This window comes from Paenibacillus qinlingensis, assembly GCF_031455095.1.
Lineage (GTDB): Bacteria > Bacillota > Bacilli > Paenibacillales > NBRC-103111 > Paenibacillus_E > Paenibacillus_E qinlingensis_A.
In genome coordinates, this window is the sequence record NZ_JAVDSB010000002.1 from 253,833 (window position 1) to 272,417 (window position 18,585).

Sequence of the window (18,585 nt, forward strand, 5' to 3'; positions counted from 1 at the left end):
CATCCAAATGATCTTTTCGGCTATGAAGTTGATCTTTTATGAACTGCTTTAAGCTTCCAACCGAAGCGGTTGCTCTTCTTCCTGATCACGATGAATAATCGGGATTTTCATCGCCACTCTCGTGCCTCTGGGGTCATTCGCAGTCAAAATAATACCGTAATCCTCGCCATGGTGCAGCTGAATTCGGTGATGGACATTGGCAACACCCATGCCTGTAAACGTATGCGGGCTGCGCCTTGTACGGAATTCCTCGAGCTGCTCTTCTGTCATTCCCTCGCCATTATCGGAGATCACGATATGCAGACTGCCTTCATGAATACGTGCTTGAATGACGATTTTCCCACGTGTTTCTTTGCCAGCCATACCGTGTACGATGCTATTTTCCAAAATCGGTTGCAGCAACAGTTTGAGTAAATACTTCGATTCTGCTTGCGGATCAATGTGCCATTCAACTTCAAATTTGTTGCCATAACGAATTTCCATAATGTATAGGTAATGCTTTAGATTAGCGATTTCATCGGAAAAACGGATAAGCACGCCGCCTCGATTAAATGCGGAGGAGACGAGTCGCATCAGGGCATTCGTCATGTTACGAATATTGTCCGCCTTGCTGATCAGCGCCATTAACTTGATCGCATTTAATGTATTAATAAGAAAGTGCGGATTAATTTGCGACTGCAAGGCAGCGAACTCCGCTTTCCGCTTCGCTTGCTCTTGTTCCTCTCGCTGCCGGAGAAGCAGCTTCATTTGATCCAGCATATGATTGAACGTTCTGCCTAGCGCTGCCATTTCTGCTATTTTAGAAGTCCCAATCTTGGCGTTTAGCTCCCCTTCCATCACAAGGGACATTTTACGGACTAAGACATGAATAGGCCTCGTCAAGCTATGAACTAAATAAAAGGAAATTAACAAAAATACAATGATAACCGCAATGGTTGCGAAAAGGACAAACTTAAAAATACGTTCATAATTGGCTGTTACTTTACTGTAAGGGATCTCTTGAATTGCTTTCCAACCTGTTTCTCCAACACTCGCATAGGTCACCATCATCTTGCGATCACTCACCTGATCGATAAAATGGCCCTCACGCGCACTTCTGATCTGCTCAAGTTTGGCCGGTGTTAAGCTCGATTGCTCCCAATTGTAACTAGCTGTGACAACTTGACCTTCTTTGCTCACAATGACATAAGTGGAATCATCGTTGGGCTGCTGTCGCAAGATTTTATCAAAGGCTTCTTCATTCAGTGAAAAATAGATCATTTCGACATTACTAAGTGTATGGTAGTCACTGGGAGCAATCACTGCTGTCACCGCTAACGGCTCCCTCACTCCGTATAGAAGCGTTTCCTGAAGGCTAAGAAACTGCACACTATCTTTGTGTTGAAGCAAGTTCTGATACCATGACGCCGAACGCAGCTCCTGCTCATCCTTGATCAAGTTCTGCTTAAACGAATACACGCCGCCATCTTTATAAAAAAAGTGGATCGCGAGCAACTGGCTGGACATCGAGTAGGTGTATCTGCTGAGCGCAAGCGTTAGATCGTTGATATACTTAAAACGGTTGCTTTCATCCGCTTGAATCAAGGATGTAACCGTTGAAAGCACATCACGATCGACACCGACGGCAGCTGCAGCGTATTCGATTTTACCGATCTCCTGCTGAGCTGAATAGGTAACAGCATGGAGAGTCTGCAAGGTCCGCTCCGTTGTCTGCTGCAATAAGTCGCGTTTGTAGACTTGAAGAATCATGGTTGAGATGGTCACGATCGGAAAGACAACCATGACGACTAATAAGATATGGAGAGTCACTGAAAACGACCATGGTTTCGTAAATAACTTCAACACTTTCACCCCGTAATTTCTATAATACGAAATAAGACTTCGTAGACATACATTCTGTCTTTTTAGGGCGATGTCCTTTAATTGGTTGAACGACAAAATCTCCCTGTATCCCAGCAGTCAGGCAGACCGGATCTCCATCACTCTCTCTCAGCCAAGAGCCGCTTCAGAACAACAACCGCTTCGGCCCGACTTGCAGAGGCCCTTGGCGCAAAGTCTGTCGTCGTTCGCCCCTCCATGAGTTTTGCTCCGACGGCAAGTTTAACGAAGGGAGCCGCCCAATCACTCACTGCGGTATCATCTCCAAAATGGATCGATTCGTCCATCTTCATATCCTCCACGTTTATCCCGCTGGCGTAAGCCTTAGCTCTGATCAGCATCGCTGTCATTTCCTCCCGTGTAATGATGGTCTCGGGAGCAAATGCCGTTGCTGAAACCCCATTGATCATCCCAGCCGCGAAGGCTTTCTTCACGGTCCCTTCGTACCAGCTGCCAGCTGCTACATCGTTGAATGGCACTTGGATTGCATCGTCGTTTTTCAGCTGCAGCGATTTTGCGAGCAGGGTCGCAAATTGTGCCCTAGTCACGCTCGTATCCGGTGCAAAATGATCGTCATCCATTCCCTCTACGATACCTTTAATAACCATTTGCATAACATCCGTCTTACCCCAATGCCCTGCAAGATCGCTAAAAATTTTAGTGAAATCTACGGCATCATTCCGTGTAAAAGATTGACTTTTTAAATTGTGGTCTACAATTTTAAGTGTGGTCCATTTGATATTCGTCATGCCAACTTTCTTAGCACGGAAGGTGATTGTGCTAACATCTATATTCCCCTTCTCACCATCTACCTTGCCCACTTTGGTATGCGCTATAGTAAGCTCATTCCCTTTTATCATTGGTGAGATGGAGAAGCCATCTATGTTCGTGTCTGCATGTACAACCTCCAGTTCGCTAGGATCAAAGCTAAATTTGGCCTCATAGGCATATAAATCCTGGACATGTTCACCTTTCACGGTAACGGTAAATTCACCCGTCGATTCAAGCTCTGATGTCTTCATGGCAAATTGGGAAGCATTCTCCGCGAATGCGGGAGCTGTCCCACTAACACCCAAACAAAGATTGCAGACTACGGCAGTCAGGATTATTTTACATTTCATCCCCACTCATCCTCTCGTATAAAACGACATTTTTTGCAAGCGTTTGCATATTTGCTAATAACAAAATCACTTCCATCTCTAAGCAAATTATAGCTATTCTCCTGACGTAATTTCATGATCTTTTTGGTTGTCCACATGATGTTTTTGGGTCAAAACCATGTCTTGCACCCTATGTTCAGATCCTTGGTCATAAACGAAAGAAGAGGCTGTTTCAAAAAGTCAGTCTAAATTGACTTTTGAACAGCCTCTCTTCATATGCAGCTTTGCACAACTCTATGCCTCTCCCTAACAGCCGGTTCAAAACAATGGCACCCTGTATTTATCCCCTTTTTCTGAATAGAGAATAGCCTCTGAGCTATATAAATCAACTTGGATAAGAGGGGTTTGAAAGTTCCCTAACGTCAGTTTATTGCTCTTTAATGCATGCAGCAAAGAAGGTATGTGTTTATGATCCGTACCGATTAAGTTCACGTTCACCGTTTCTTGATTGAACAGGATATTGGTTTGATTCATTGCTCTTTCCTCCTTATCGTTAATCATGGCTTCACCCCAACGATCCACTTTACTTAAGCTTGCAAGTTTTAAAGAGTCCAATAATATGCCCATTTCCTATCCACTCCTCTTAAAAAGCAAAAATAGCATGGATCCATTAGATCCATGCTTCCGGGTGACCAGTCAGCTAATTGCGTTAATTCCGATTAAATCAATGTGTTTTATATGTTTTAAATTAACATGGTTTCGCTTGATTGTCAACCAAGGTTTTAAGTCTCTGTCTAAGTATGATTAACCCGACTTTCCCCTAAATCAATCTCTTCATGCCGCGCAACCATTCATAAAAACCATCATCGAAGAAGAGATCCGGAATGTACGTCTGCGTATAATTGCAATTAGGGCAAAGAAGAACCAACCCTTGTTCAAGAACCTTAGGGTATAACTTCTCGTGTTTACTATGTAGTCCGCATAGGAGTGGTTTCACTCCATCTGCCTGCTGGTAATCTTTAATCCGTTGCTTAACATCCTCTTCGTTCATTGTGATCCCCTTTTTTTGTTTCATTCAGAATGATTCTAAGCTACATCAAGTCATACACTTTTCTGCAGAAATTCCTTCATGTACTTTTCTTTAAAGCCAAGGCTGTCATACAGACTTCTGGCATAATTCCCGGAAACACACCAAAGATCAACTTTTTCATGGCCGCGCTGATAGATTTCATTGCATAAAAACATAACGAATCTTCTACCTATCCCAAGACCCTGAAAGTCAGTACGAACAGAAATGCTGCTTAGTACATGACCAGAAAGATGGCTATAAGCGACGATTTCTCCGTTGATTTCATATACAAAACGATCTCCTGCATCCTCATTCCATGCTTTTCGATCTTTTTCACTCGGCTCAGCAATGACTGAATCAGGAAAGCACCCGACACGGACGCGCATTTCATGAAAAGCTTTGGCATACAGTGACTGAGTGATCGAATAGTCTTCGTCAGAATATGGCCTCACCGGAAGCTTATCCAGAAGAAAGGGATCACCGATTCTCTGCATAAAAGTCGATGAAAAATAATTATCATAACCGAGCTTGCGTGCAAACGCAAGCGATGTTTCATGACCACTCCGATAGGAGCTCCTTATTTTCTGAGTTCCACCCTCACGCAATATCGTTTCGGCATACTTTACCGTTGCAGATCCGATTCCTTGTCTACGAAATTGCGGAGCAACAAATACAGTTACATAAGACTGTGTTGCAGGCTCGTTTACTTGAGCTATAGCAACAACCTTATCCTCCAGGGATACGGTAATAAATAATTCCGGTTGTTCCGAAAGTAACCTTAGCATATCTTCGCCCGCGTCAACGTCCTTGCTTATTAATTCACTTACAACAGAATAATCTTTTTCAGTGAAGCGTTCAAATCGGATATCTGTTATATGCATCCGTTTTCGATTCCTCCGTTGCTTCTGGAACTCTAGCACTCCTTAAGTGGTATGGAAAATTCAACATAAAAAGGATGAAACTCTTCATTCAAGCAAAGCTCGATTCGTTGTTTGAAATTCTTCCATTTTACCATTTCCAAAGCTGTTTCTATTGGAAAGTAGCCAACTTCCAATGACTCCTTTGATGTTGTTAATTCGCCTCCAACTGGTCTCCCTAAAAATAACGTGTTGCAAATACTAGCACTTACATTTTGAAATATACCGCAAAACTTGGTCACTTCTATATTTATTCCGCTCTCCTCTTTCGTTTCCCTAACTGCTGCATCCTTTAATGATTCTCCTTCTTCAACTTGCCCGCCTGGCATTTCCCATCCTCGTTTTGGCCCTTTGATCAATAGAATTTCATTCCGTTCATTTAGAACAATTGCTGCCGCGGAAACGATATGTTTGGGAACCATTTTTTCTTCCTCCTTGATTCTGGTATTAATCATTAAATCTGTACAGTTGTTCTTTTGTAAAAGTCCATTCCGGCGTCTTCAACTTTCCTTCAAACACAGCGGAGTACCAAGGATTGCCTTCCCCGTTATCCTCGTTTTCTAGGATGTGGATGTCTTGTGCGGGCGTGTAGCCTTGAGCTAAAATAAAGAGTTTTTCACCTGTCTTGGCGTTTTGAGCCACATCTAATACAACGATGGCATGGCCTGGCGTACCCCCTTCCAGAAACACATCTCCAGCCTGAATCTCTGAGAGCGGCACCTTCTTCATTTCCTTGGACAAGGACAACGTTCCTGCGTAAGCAAATACCATGTTCAGATAACTACGAAACACCTCGTAACTGTCCGAAGCCGCTCCCCGTTTGGTCCATGAGACCTTGTTCCCGGAAACTTCAATCCGATTTCCTTTCCTCCATGTTGCATAGTCAGCTTTAAAGCCATTTGTAAAATTGAAGTGAATTTGATCAAAGTTGCCACGACCATATAAGTATTCCGCACGCAGTCTCATAACCGCATCAGCGCACTGCTGAAGATCCCGCTCCCCACATCCACATCGAGCACCGCTTCGTAAACCTCTTTCGCCTTAAGCTCTCCATTAAACAAATGCACCTTGGAGCCATGGGGCTTTAGAGGCAGATTCCGCAAATAATTCCCGTAAGAATCATCTTCTACAGAGACCCTCTCATAACCTTTAGGAACGGCTATCCGTTCCATCACATTTGTTCCTTCTGGAAGTATCAATTGTTGTTTGTGGGATTTGTTTCCCGTAACAAGTTCAATGGCTTTCGACCGTTCTTCTCCAACAGCAGAGCAGGAACTAAGCAACAGCGCAGTAAACGCAGTCATGATTATCCATTTTTTCATTATCAGCTCCAACTCCGATCATGTTGCTTTATATGTATTCGATGACTTGGGAAATAGTGGAACCAACAAGTAGACGATCCTCTGTGACAAATAGTTGCTTTCTGACGTTCGTTCCCTCATATGGATTATTTACGCCATACTTCGAATACTATTTTCTTATGGGCATGGATAACAAAGGGGATATAGGAAATCCTATCCCTTACGATCTGGAAGGGGTGAACAGTGTGGCAGATGAGGCAAATGTTCCTCAAGAGCAAGAGACGGCACACATCGCAGAAGTTGAGATTAATCATGATTACGATCTGATGCGTGCCTATGCTGAACAATTAAATGGCGAGGTCAATAACGGAGAAGATTAGCCGCTCGAATGACTTGGTTTACTTGAACAAACCCGAACAAGTTGATTAGCTCACTGTTCGGGTTTTTTATATCGTATTTAATTAAAGTTTGAAGTATCAACATGCCATGCTCTCTTATACAAAATAGGTATTGCCGCTGCGATAAGAATCATCCCCATAAAAGCGGGTGCGGCATGACCGAATGAAACATAAATTCGACCTCCAAGGATGGGTCCAATCATTCTTGCTAAAGCTTGAATCGATTGGCTGCCTCCTTGAATTCTTCCTTGTTCACGGGAATCGACTGACTTGGAGAGCATGCCATTATATGAAGGCCCAAAAATCGAATCACCAAAACCAAAAATAACCATGCCAGCAATTAAAAGAGGAAAGAATGAGAACAAAGCAGATAGCGCAATAAGACTGTATCCTGCAATCTCCGAAACCATGCCAAGAATAGCAATCTGTTTATCCTTCCATTTTATCAAAAGCTTGGGCATGATGAAACTTTGTGAAAGGATATCTTGAACGCCAATTATTGAAAACAGTAATCCGATTAGTACTGGCTTCCAACTGAACGTATCTAAGGTAAATTGGGAGAAAACAGCTTGCAGAGATCCATTGGGTATCCATAGTAAGAATGCGGAGATAAGCAGCCATTTCACATTTTTTATGGAGAGTAAATGAACAAGCTGTATACATGGATTCAGTCTAGCTAGGGTTATCTCCTTCAATCTATCTTTCTTGCGAAGGCTTTCCGGCATATAAAAGAATCCATAAACAACATTCAATAAAGTTATAAGAGCACCAGCATACATGGGTGCCGCATAACCAAACTTGGCAAGTAATCCGCCTATCGTTGGACCCATGACAGTACCTACACCTACAACCGCACTTACCCAGCCAAAGTATTTGGTTCTTTGCTCAGCAGGAATGATGTCTGCAAAATAGGCGAAAATCGCACCTATGCTTCCACCTGTTATGCCTTCTATGATGCGCCCAGCAAATAGTACCCATAGTGCGCCTCCAATACCAAATACGAAGTACCCGACTGCAGATCCCAGAAGGCATAGTAAGAGGATTGGACGACGGCCATATCTATCGCTCCATGCGCCAAGTACGGGAGCCGCAACAAATACGCAAAGGGCATATACAGACGTCAGCAGCGTAACAACAATAGCTTGTTCTCCGGGATTACTTGTAAATGGCTGCACGAAGTAGGGGACGACTGGTGCAATGATACTAAAGCTTATTCCGCAAAGAAACACAGCGATAAGGCCGAATCGTATAGCGTGTTTATTCGCAATGATTTCTTTGTTCTGTTGATTACGTGATTTAAATAGGGGCATACCAGTTCTCTCCTTAAAAACATAACTTTGATTCCTAGGAAACAAACTCATCCTATCGCAGTTTTGTTTCCTTGTCAACAAAATAAAGGGTGATAAAAAAGGCAGCAGGTCTCAAAAGAGAGCCCAACTGCCTGAATTTATTTACAGCATTCACATTTATTCCGACTTCTTATCTATACCTAGTTTCTTTATTTCCTCATCTAAATGGCGGCTATACCTGTCTACGAAACTAAGTATACTGTCAAACTGTTCCTCCGTTACCTGCTCAAATACAACTTGATCCCGCTCTTGAAATTCTTTATGCAGATCGTTATGAATCTGATTAACTTCTTTCCCCTGCTCCGTAAGCCTGAAATAGATTTCTTTCTTGTTATCTGACTTCTGGTAGCTTTCGATAAGGCCTTTTTCAATGAGTTTCTTCGTTAATTTACTTATCGCACCGCGCGTCATATAAAAGGACTCGGCAAGCTGCGTCACGTTGGAATCTGGATTTTTGTCAATGTATTCGATGCAATGTACTTCCGAAGACGTAAACCCTTTAAGACTTTCTTCCATCTTATCTTTATTAAGCCAAACCAACTTATTATATAGTTGCCTGAAACCACTTATGACCTGGTCTTCTTTGTTCATGTCTTGTCCTCCCACCCGCGGGTGCATAAACAATCTTATATTTTTAGGGCTCGTATTGCTCGTCACTCACGTGTTCCAACCATTCGACGGCCTTTCCGTCAAGTCGTTCTTGAATGGCTGTATGCGTCATTGCCGTGGTAGGGGAAGCTCCATGCCAGTGTTTCTCGCCTGACGGAAACCAAACCACATCACTGGGGTTAATTTCCTCGATCTGGCCACCCCAGCGCTGAACCCTTCCTTTACCCGCTGTTACAATAAGTGTTTGCCCGAGTGGATGGGTGTGCCATGCTGTCCGCGCACCTGGCTCGAACGTCACATTTGCTCCTGCTACGCGGGCAGGATCCGCTGCTTCAAACAGTGGATCGATACGAACTGTACCAGTAAAATAGTCAGACGAGCCTTTACCTGAAGGCTGGGACCCTACTCTTCTGATTTCCATTTGCTACATTCCTCCATTAGCATTATGTATTTGTTTTCCGAATAGAATAGTTGAATTCTCTTTGTGATTCCCGTTAATAATAACCTTAATAGCCCCAAGATGACAAACGCGCCAACCCTCAGAATGAAAAAAAGACGCGAAAATCGCGTCTATTGATGTTATACCGAATGTTCTACCATTACCAAGCAGAAGCCCCGCCATCGACCATATAGTTGGCTCCTGTAATGTAAGAGGCCCGGTCAGAAGCGAGGAATACAGCTAGTTCCACGAGTTCTTCGGGTTGTCCAAAACGCTTGAGCAGCGTTTTTTTCGTTATCTCGTTCCGAGCCTCTTGGTTGTCACCAAGGTCGCGGTCGCTGGCAGGAGTCAAGAAAGGTCCCGGACTTATCGCCACCGCACGGATCCCATGGCGAGCACCTTCCAACGCGAATTGTCGTGTCATTGAGATGACACCAGCTTTCGCTGCGGTGTGCCCAACCATTGGAGGGGTTTCTCCTGCAATTACACCTGCCATTGATGCAACGTTGATGATTACGCCGCCTCCGCGCTGAACCAGATGAGGCCAAGCGAATTTGGACACAAAGAATGGAATGTCGAGTTCGCCGGCTATTGTTTTTCGCCAGTCTTCAATCGAGAAATCGGGCATTGGACCGAAGTATTGGATCGCGGCGTTATTGTAAACGACATCGAGTCCACCGTAGACAGCTACGGCCTCCTCAACCATTTTCCGCGCCTGTTCAGGGTCGGTGAGATCAATTGGTGCGATACCCGTCATTTCACCGCCAGAGCTGCGCACAAGTTCGACGGTCTCATTGTTAGCATTCACGTTGATATCAGATCCGACAACTTTGGCTCCTTCACGAGCAAAAGCTAGCGCTGCCGCGCGCCCTAGCCCTCCACCAGTACCTGTAATCAAAACAACTTTATTATCTAAAATTCCCATGTTTATCTCCTCCTATTTAATATCCTAAAATTATTTAATTTAATATAATAAAATATATAACTATGATAATTATTTGTCAACATATGAATAACGCAAAAAGCGTTCACCCCATAGAGTGAACGCCTACATGCCTTCCGAACATTATTTGTCATACGTGAAATGAGAAGCGACCCAATGTACAAACCGCATCACTTCAGATATGATAAACGAATCAGGTGAAGTACGATTGTCGGTACGCCACGACCGCGATCGTTCAACTAATGAACGCCATGGCTCGGGAAACGTTTTAAGTGCCCAACTGACAGCATGCGGTTTACTACAGATAACTCCGCAATCCAACGTATACATGATTCGACACATTGTCTCTACCACATAAGCTTTATGACCAAGGGGACTACGCCAATCAGGATCATCTAGCTGATTGGCGAAATTGACCCAATCGCGCATACGCATGGAGACAGCTGAAAGAATATCCTCCTTTGAAATCGGTTCGATGAGCGTTTTTGGATCCGGGCCGATGAGAGTAATTCCGCGTTCGCGTAACGTCCACCGTTCTAAGATCCAGTTCGTATGGTGCTCATTCCACCGCAAAAAGCCTTCTCTTTCTAGGGTTGGATGCCGTTCCCCTGTACGGAAACGTTTCAGGGAATTGTGCTCGATGTACGCCCCTTCCAGTTGCTGGGCATACGCATTCGGGATTGTGGCAAGTTGGGTATGCAGCTCGTTCAAGACAGCAAACTTCTCATCTGAAACGGGAAATTTGGTTACAGCCACGAAGTCCAGATCGCTAGTAACAGGGTCGAAATCACCTAAAGCGAGGGAACCACGCAAATAAACACCGATAAGTTCGTCTCCTATCGCTTCTTGCATGTTAAGCAGTAAAGTATGCAGCATATCAATTACTGGATTTGGAAGATGACTTAACTTGACAGAAACATTTGATAAAGACAAGAACTCCCCTCCAGATAGCAAGAATATCGTTTTACTCCTCATAGAAATAGACGTTTCACTTCGATTTTTGTGTACCAAATAACGATTCATAGTAACCACTACGGCCGAATATCCCTCCATTATACTCATAAAAGTCAGCATGCAGTTGGAATTGCCCATCCATGGCCTGGATCCAGCTGCCACCCGGCATTGAATGATTTTTTTTCATAACTTCCCAGTTGCTATAATTTTGACTCCCGTTGGATTCGATCAAACCCATGGAGAGTCCCGGCACAGGTGGTAGATGGGCAGCAAGATTCTTATTCCAATCCACCATCATCGGATTAGCAGTCAAGTCAGCACAGAAGCAAGGAATGCCATGTTCACTAGCCAACTTCGCAATGCGCAAGCTCATGCTCATCGTCTTGGCCACAGGCTTTAAGGCAAAGGCCCCGTACCCCATTTGGATTCGCTCCATAGCATCCTTTTCATCATGTACACTTTCATCCCCTGTCACCCTTACCGGAATATCTGAAACATCCAGGTGCACATGCTCCGGAAACGGCTCTTCCACCAATAAAATATGTTCTAAAGCTCCTATTCGCTCTGCTGCGTCCACTAACCTGCAAAGAAGATCCTTGCTGCCGTACCTCCCATTGATGTCAAGGTAATAAGCAATTTTTCCATTGGCCGTATGGAGGCAGTCACGGTTCCCCGCGATGCGATGAATCTCCTTCAATCTATGAATATCCCACTCCAGCATTTTCTCGGGATCTCCATCCTGATTCGGATCTGAGCCTAATTTAATTTTCAGCACAAAATAACCCTCGTCAAGCAGCGCTACAACATCCGCCTCTGTCATCCCATAAGAAACGACTGGCGTACATGCAAGCCTTTCATGCCGAGATGCTAGTATGGATCTATACGCCTCAGGAATCAGTTCTGTAAAGTGGATACCAGGTGATTTGCGACTCAGCAGCATCCAAGCTGCATGATCAATAGGAACGAGTGCGTTTAGCGCAAAAGTAACCCTAAGCGGATCCCCACCCCATGCGCGGGAAGCATATTCATAGGCCTGCACCACCAGAGGATCCAGCATGTCCATAGGGGTTTCGAATGGGATATGCTGAGCGGCTAACAACGCATGTTTGGTAATCTCATTCATGAATACATTGCCTCGTTCATTGCCCCACTGTGTATAGACCTGTGGATCAGACCAAAGTATGCTCTGGACACCTAACCCCACACCCCTATCTCCCTCCATATCCTCCAAAGAAACGAAGGATTGCCAGAGCTCATTCACATAGCCGCCTTTGAAACCGAATGGAGCGAGCAATGGTTCACGTTCTACCATAAAATTCGTTTTCTTAATCGTTATCATCCTAATGTCCTTTCACTTTCATTCGATACTCTACAGCGAAGGAAGCTCCATCATACCCTTGATCTTCCTCTGATAAATGCTTCAAGGCTACTTCCTCACCTCCCAACAAGAGCGATTTTTTTGCGGCCATTGCAGCGAGCTCCACCTCGAGCAGTTGACTTATAGAAACGAAAGGTTCTATATCCCCAGACAAGTATGGCAAGCTTGCTTCCAAAAATGAACGATACAATCGGCTGCTATCCACCTGTAGATGCTTGACGGTATGTTCAGTCACAATCGTCGCATAAAATGGCAAATATCCTTGTGTCGCGCCGACACTCAAGATACCCTTGCGCCCATCCTGCCATACGAGCTCAATTTGATGCTGTAGATGGACACCTGTAGATCGTACGCTTTCGATTCCCGCTCCCATAATCGCTTGTAGGAAGTAGAATGCATGTATGCCGTAATTAAATTCATCAACGGAACAGCCCGCCAGCACCGTCACGATCTCATCGTAGGGATCATGTTGTCGATGCCATTCTTTGGCCTCTTCGCAGACGCTTAACGAAGAACCTCCTGTAATACGAGCACCACTGCGTTCCCACTCCAAGAGTTGCTGGATGTCGCGCATGTTCCCTGCCATAGGTTTATCAATCAATATAGCTTTACCCGCGTTGACAAAAGGACGTGCACGCTCCACATGCAAATCCCAATTCACGCTATGGATAATGACCGCATCTACGTGTGGCACCATGTCTTCCAATGCATCACACACCATTTGGATTTCATGCTTCTCGGCAAATTGGGTCGCATACCCTTCCTCATGAACGGTTCCCCCATCGAAGACGGCAACAACTTGATGGCCAAGTTCTTTAATAATAGGCACCCAATTGTTTGGATGTGATGTGTCCAAATCGACAATTCCAATTCGTAGCGTTTGCATGCTTTTGCCTCCTCATTAAAGCTCCATTCGCCCAGGCATGTACCTCGCCTCTTCTGCTCGACGGAAATAATCATCCATTAACTCCAGCCCAAACTCCGCAATAACATCGTTCACAGTCAGATCCTCAGATTCGCTTGTCAACAATACACAACCAAGAAAACCAGGGTCATGAATCTTGACTTTCGCCCCATACTTCTGTTTGATCGTATGAAAATGAGCACTATTCTCGTCAATGTGAATGACAGCGTAATCCAAATTAATTTTGGTTGTGATAAACGAATAGTAATTCGTGCTTTGTGCCGCTACCTCTCCCAAGGGAGTTACAATCGTGCAAGGCAAGCCTGCGATTGATCCGGCAAAATAAGATCTGCAGGAGTAAGCCCAATAGTTTTGCATAAATCCACCATGATACATGGAAGGAAATAGGATTAAGTCCGGCTTGGCTTTCGCATACTGCAGCCGAATCGCTTCAAAATTTAAATCAAAGCAGATCGCCGAGGCCACTCTCCCAAAATCACATTCGAAGATAGGAGTTCCCTTCCCATAAAGGATATTCGTCTTATTATATTCATCAGGTACTAGATAGTTTTTATGGTAGGTCCCCATCACTTGACCCTCACGATCAATTAACTGCATCGCATTGCGCCAGCTGCCGTCCTCAGCTTCCGTATGTGCCGGGTACGTGATATAGCAACGATGCCGCTTGGCAACCCCTGCTAGAAAATCGCGGATTTGATTTTTCCGAACCCGATAATACGCTAATCTTTGCTCCAGCGGGAACTTCCCTTGATCCGGTCTATCACAAAGTTCAGGCAATACGATCAGATCTGGGCAATCTGGCAGCACCTGATCCAGTTGCCTTTGCCAATGTTGGATCATCCGCTCCACCGCCTCTTGGGCAGGAACATCTGCCTCTATCACCAACGGTCTAGGCCCTACACAACTTATCGTTACATAATTCGCCATGGATACTCTCCTTCCCCACATTCATACATACATCCAACATAAACTGGAATACGAACAAAAGAATAGTGCAAGATCTGCACTTTTCTCCTTTATGAAACGGTATGTTTTACATTTTTACTAATGCGTAATGGCGGTTCACAAAAATATAAATGTTGCAGCTAGATACAGGAGTAAAGTACGGATATTGGACTTTTTATTATTGGGCCAATTGGTAAGTTAGAAGTATGGAAAATGTCCATAACTACTTATCGAGGAGGAATCAATAATGCGAACAAAAACGAAGCTTGGTTATGGCTTGGCGTTCACATTGACGCTAGGCTTTATCAGTGGGGTGCTTCCCACACCAAGCGCATTAGCGGCTGCAACGACCTACTACGTAGCACCGAATGGAAATGACACAGCAGCAGGGAATACAGAGACAGCTCCCTTCAAAACCATCAATAAATGCGCCCAACTCGTGCAGCCTGGAGATACTTGCGTCATCGCATCGGGAACATATCGTGAGACGGTAACTCCAGCTGCGTCTGGCAGCAGCGGTCTACCCATTACCTTTAAGCCTGCCCCAGGCGCAACCGTAGTTGTAAGCGGTACCGAGCCGATCAGCGGGTGGACGCAACACGCAGGACAGATATATAAAGCAGATCTGCCTTGGAGCCTTGGAAAAGAGAACCAGCTTTTCGTTAATAATGGCTCAGCTGTAGCTCCGCTTTGGGAAGCGCGTTGGCCCAATATCAGCGAATACACGCTGCCTGGCTTAAAAGCAGGTACGGCAACTGCTGATGCAGGATCAGCCACAACGATTGTGGATTCCAGCATTACGCAGCCTACTGATTTTTGGAAGGGCGCTCTAGTCTGGGAAAGAGGCGGGAACGCTTACCAAGGCATGACCAGCAAGGTGACAGGCTATAATAGTGCAACCCATACCCTCACCTATGAACCGATTGCAGGCGATTATGCGGAATTGTACCCTCGATTGGGAAGTACGTACTTCCTTAGCGGCGTATTAGGCGCTTTGGACGCTCCGAATGAGTGGTTTGTGGATGAGGCCGCACAGAAAGTTTATCTATGGGCACCGGATGGCGGTGTTCCTGCAAACGTTGAAGTTAAAAAGCGCAAAACTGCATTTAATTTAAACGGAAAAGCCTTTATTCAAATGAAAGGAATTCGTACTTTCGCTGCCAACATCACGATGAATGGTTCGAACAATAACATCTTGGATGGCATTCAGGTGGATTACGTGTATTTCTCAAATTACTCACAAAATACAACGAATGCTGATCAACTTAATGGTGGAATTAGCATCGTCGGAAACAATAACGAAATTAAGAACAGTAAGATTGGCTACTCCTCAGGAACACTGATCAATATTGATGGGAGCAGCAACCGCATTGTAAACAACGTTATTCATAACGGCAGCTATATGGCGTCCTACGATCCGTTGGTTAAGCTTACTAGCGGTACCGCCAACTTGATCAGCTACAACGAAATTAGAGACTCTGGAAGATTCAACCTTTATTGGAGATCTGGCAGCGGGGAGATTTCGTACAACGATATTTCTAATGGGATGTGGCTTTCCCGTGACGGAGCCCTGATATACAGCTGGGGGCTTGATATGGGCAACTCCGATATCCACCACAATTTGATCCATGACAGTAAAGGAACCGATATGAGCGTCGGCCTCTACTTTGACAACTACGCGAACAATGTGGTGGCGCATCATAACGTCATCTACAACAACGATGTAGGCATCCAGATGAATACGCCAGGCAACTACCGACTCATTTATAACAACACGGTTGTGAATTCTAGAACCAACAGCATAGCTTACTGGGGATCTCCACCGTATAACCAAGAGTTATTTGGATCTAGGGTGTATAACAACATTTTTACAAACGGTGTCTCCTTAACGGCGGATGCTGTAAACGGCTATAACACGACTTCGAGCGTCGGCTTGAATTTTGTGAATCCAGCTGCGAATAATTACCGGATAAATGCCGGATCAACGGCCATTAACACAGGGGCAGAGATTAAGGGAGTCACGGACGGTTTCGTTGGTATTGCCCCGGATGCAGGGGCTTATGAGTACGGCGGAACCAATTGGACGGCAGGTCCGAATTTCACCAATCCTCCAAGCGTAACCTATACCCAAATCAATACACCCTATATGAACTTGATTACGAACAGCGGCTTTAACGGGACTACCGATGGCTGGTTGAAATGGACGACCAACGGCACTACGGATGTTCAATCCGTACCGGCCACTCCAGACTGGCAAGTACGTGGTAGACAATTCCGCTTGAAATTAGGGCCTGGCGGAGCCGGTGTGGAACAAAAAATCAATGGTCTTAAACCAGATACCGAATATAAATTCGTGACTTGGGTGTACAATGAGCCAGGTGAGTCTATCGTAATCGGTGTCTTTAACTTTGGTGGAACCGCAATCGATCAGACCGTAAAAGATACGCAATATGTGCGCAAGGAAATTACATTCCGAACAGGTCCAACCAATACCGATGCACGCGTGCGCATTTATAAACCTGGTTCAGCTGTTGGCCTCTCCTATGCAGATGATACAGGTTTGATTGAAAACACACCTTTTAATGCAGGTGCAGCCCAAACCTTCTTGAAAGACGTCCAATTCACGACACCAGTAAATCTCTTTACTGTTGGAGAGCAAGGAATTTTGAATGTGACCGGTACACAACAAAATGGCTTACCGGCAGATCTGTCTACCGCAGATATCCAGTTGGTTTCCAGTGACCCGCAAGTACTACGTATTAATAGTGTCAGCAATGGCGCCGCTTCTGTGACAGCCCTTGCACCGGGTCAAGTCACAATATCGGCAACTGTCTCCAAGGACGGTATTACGAAAGCGACAACTCAAATCTCGACGGTCTTCCCTACAGCGGGATCGAATACGGGGCCAGCAGGCTGGGATTTGAAGACGTACGGCACTCATAGCAAGGGCTTTGTTACGACAGACTCCAATAACAACTCTTCGCTAGTAGGTGTTGGAGACAATGTATGGGGCCAGGCGGATGATTTCGTTTACCTCAGCAAAAACGTGCATCTCTCCGATCCTAGTGCAAAAGTTACGTTTACCGCAACGATTGACTCCTTCGACTACGCGGATCCGGCATCAGTCGGCTTAATGTTCCGCGCCAAGGATACGGCGGATTCCAAACATGTCCAATTCCGTACGGACGGTACGGGTAAAGTGCTCCGTTATGTATTCCGCAATAGCGAGAGTATTCTGGATTCACAAAATCCACCTGCCCAGCAGAACTACTGGGGTTCGCAAACAGGCCTGCTGCTAGATTATGCGGGCAAGAGCATCAACTCGCCGTTCCAGATGAAATTGGTCAAAGAAGGCAACTTGGTCACTGGTTATTACTTTAAAGAATCGCAATGGTTATCCATTGGTTCCACTACGGTAGAGTTCGAAGGAACCGACTTCCTCGCGGGAATTGGTATGTTCTCAGGAAGCGGCAAGCCGCCGGTGAAAGCCGTGATCTCGCAGTTGGACATCGAAGTTGAAGATGTACTTGATTCCGTTTCACTGTCAGCAGATAAAATGTTTGTAGGCGCTGGAAGCCCAGCTTCCATAGCGGTTACAGGTTATGTAACAGATGGTTCGCTTGCCGACTTGAGCCAAGCAACGATCTCGTACAAAAGCGACAATAACGCAATTGCAACAGTGAATAACAACGGACTGGTAACTGCAACAGGCGAAGGCATTACTTCCATTCATGCTACTGTTAATTTAGGGCCTGTTACGAAGCAAGCGAGCATTGGCTTCCTGACAGATCTTAGTGCTCCAGTCACAGTAGCTGAGGCTGTCTATGGGACACAGATTACGGTAATAGCCCTCTCAGCAACGGATCATTTATCAGGTGTCGCTAGAACTGAATATCGGATCGGTGGCAACGGAGCTTGGACACCGTATGCAGGACTTATTATCGTCCCACAAATGGGTTCAACTACGGTTCAGTATCGTTCTGTCGATAAAGCAGGCAATGCGGAACCAATCAAAACTATCTTGATTGGCAGCCAAGACGTAACTGCTCCTTCTTTGTCCGTCACGCTGGACAAAACAGTGATTTGGCCACCAAACAAAAAGATGATCGCCATTAATGCCACAGTAAACGCAACCGATGCAGATTCGGGCGTGGCTTCGGTCATATTGACCTCCATCGTTTGTAGCGACCCGACTAGCAGCCCAAGCGATATTCAAGCGGCCATCGGTACATCTGCTACAACGTTCAGTGTGAGGGCCGAGAAAGATCGTACGTACACGATCACCTACACGGCTACCGATAACGCAGGTAATAAAAAGGTTGCTACCAGTGTTGTCACCGTTCCTCGTAATATGGCCGGGAATTAAACGGCAGGAGAAAG

The 18,585-nt window shown here is 45.2% G+C and carries 16 protein-coding genes and 1 pseudogene; 2 read left to right on the forward strand and 15 right to left on the reverse strand.

Translation table 11 applies throughout. From position 1 onward, the window contains the following. Positions 1-48: 48 nt before the first annotated feature. The 7 genes and pseudogenes from J2736_RS09045 to J2736_RS34280 all read right to left on the reverse strand — a co-directional run bounded on the left by J2736_RS09045 (position 49) and on the right by J2736_RS34280 (position 6,286). Positions 49-1,842 (reverse strand): sensor histidine kinase, encoded by a 1,794-nt coding sequence (locus tag J2736_RS09045; RefSeq protein ID WP_310225655.1) that lies wholly within the window; start codon positions 1,840-1,842, stop codon positions 49-51. 137 nt (positions 1,843-1,979) lie between these two features. Continuing rightward, positions 1,980-2,999, reverse strand: coding sequence for an S-layer homology domain-containing protein (locus J2736_RS09050; RefSeq protein ID WP_310225657.1), 1,020 nt, complete (start codon positions 2,997-2,999; stop codon positions 1,980-1,982). Between the two features lie 297 nt (positions 3,000-3,296). Beyond that, a complete protein-coding gene (locus J2736_RS09055; RefSeq protein WP_310225659.1) occupies positions 3,297-3,605 on the reverse strand; it encodes a hypothetical protein in 309 nt (102 codons plus the stop codon). A 193-nt stretch (positions 3,606-3,798) separates the two neighbouring features. After that, positions 3,799-4,053, reverse strand: a complete 255-nt coding sequence (locus tag J2736_RS09060; RefSeq protein WP_310225660.1) for a hypothetical protein — start codon at positions 4,051-4,053, stop codon at positions 3,799-3,801. Positions 4,054-4,079: 26 nt separating this feature from the next. Then, a complete protein-coding gene (locus J2736_RS09065; RefSeq protein ID WP_310225662.1) occupies positions 4,080-4,928 on the reverse strand; it encodes a GNAT family N-acetyltransferase in 849 nt (282 codons plus the stop codon). Positions 4,929-4,960: 32 nt separating this feature from the next. Beyond that, entirely contained in the window at positions 4,961-5,386 is a 426-nt protein-coding gene (locus J2736_RS09070; RefSeq protein ID WP_310225664.1) for an NUDIX hydrolase, read from the reverse strand. 25 nt (positions 5,387-5,411) lie between these two features. Continuing rightward, positions 5,412-6,286, reverse strand: a pseudogene (locus J2736_RS34280) (DUF4846 domain-containing protein). Positions 6,287-6,444: 158 nt separating this feature from the next. Between J2736_RS34280 and J2736_RS09085 the strand changes: the two are divergent. Then, positions 6,445-6,645, forward strand: coding sequence for a hypothetical protein (locus tag J2736_RS09085; RefSeq protein WP_310225669.1), 201 nt, complete (start codon positions 6,445-6,447; stop codon positions 6,643-6,645). 77 nt (positions 6,646-6,722) lie between these two features. On the opposite strand, the gene J2736_RS09090 is transcribed toward J2736_RS09085, so the two are convergent. The 8 genes from J2736_RS09090 to J2736_RS09125 form a co-directional block, all read right to left on the reverse strand. Next, positions 6,723-7,973, reverse strand: a complete 1,251-nt coding sequence (locus J2736_RS09090) for an MFS transporter (RefSeq protein WP_310225671.1) — start codon at positions 7,971-7,973, stop codon at positions 6,723-6,725. A gap of 156 nt (positions 7,974-8,129) precedes the next feature. Continuing rightward, positions 8,130-8,603: a MarR family winged helix-turn-helix transcriptional regulator gene (locus J2736_RS09095; protein ID WP_310225673.1), complete on the reverse strand. Its 474-nt coding sequence runs from the start codon at positions 8,601-8,603 to the stop codon at positions 8,130-8,132. Between the two features lie 43 nt (positions 8,604-8,646). Next, positions 8,647-9,042, reverse strand: a complete 396-nt coding sequence (locus J2736_RS09100) for a (R)-mandelonitrile lyase (RefSeq protein WP_310225675.1) — start codon at positions 9,040-9,042, stop codon at positions 8,647-8,649. Positions 9,043-9,220: 178 nt separating this feature from the next. After that, complete coding sequence (locus J2736_RS09105) at positions 9,221-9,985, reverse strand: SDR family NAD(P)-dependent oxidoreductase (RefSeq protein ID WP_310225677.1); 765 nt, start codon at positions 9,983-9,985, stop codon at positions 9,221-9,223. Positions 9,986-10,126: 141 nt separating this feature from the next. After that, the gene (locus J2736_RS09110; protein WP_310225679.1) at positions 10,127-10,936 is read right to left on the reverse strand and encodes an aminoglycoside adenylyltransferase domain-containing protein; all 810 of its coding nucleotides are present in this window, start codon (positions 10,934-10,936) and stop codon (positions 10,127-10,129) included. Between the two features lie 55 nt (positions 10,937-10,991). Beyond that, positions 10,992-12,296, reverse strand: coding sequence for an enolase C-terminal domain-like protein (locus J2736_RS09115; RefSeq protein ID WP_310225681.1), 1,305 nt, complete (start codon positions 12,294-12,296; stop codon positions 10,992-10,994). Between the two features lies 1 nt (position 12,297). After that, positions 12,298-13,221, reverse strand: a complete 924-nt coding sequence (locus tag J2736_RS09120) for a Gfo/Idh/MocA family protein (protein WP_310225683.1) — start codon at positions 13,219-13,221, stop codon at positions 12,298-12,300. 15 nt (positions 13,222-13,236) lie between these two features. Then, positions 13,237-14,187, reverse strand: coding sequence for a carbon-nitrogen hydrolase family protein (locus J2736_RS09125; RefSeq protein WP_310225685.1), 951 nt, complete (start codon positions 14,185-14,187; stop codon positions 13,237-13,239). A gap of 265 nt (positions 14,188-14,452) precedes the next feature. Between J2736_RS09125 and J2736_RS09130 the strand changes: the two genes are divergently transcribed. Next, positions 14,453-18,571: an OmpL47-type beta-barrel domain-containing protein gene (locus J2736_RS09130; RefSeq protein WP_310225687.1), complete on the forward strand. Its 4,119-nt coding sequence runs from the start codon at positions 14,453-14,455 to the stop codon at positions 18,569-18,571. Positions 18,572-18,585 lie beyond the last annotated feature (14 nt).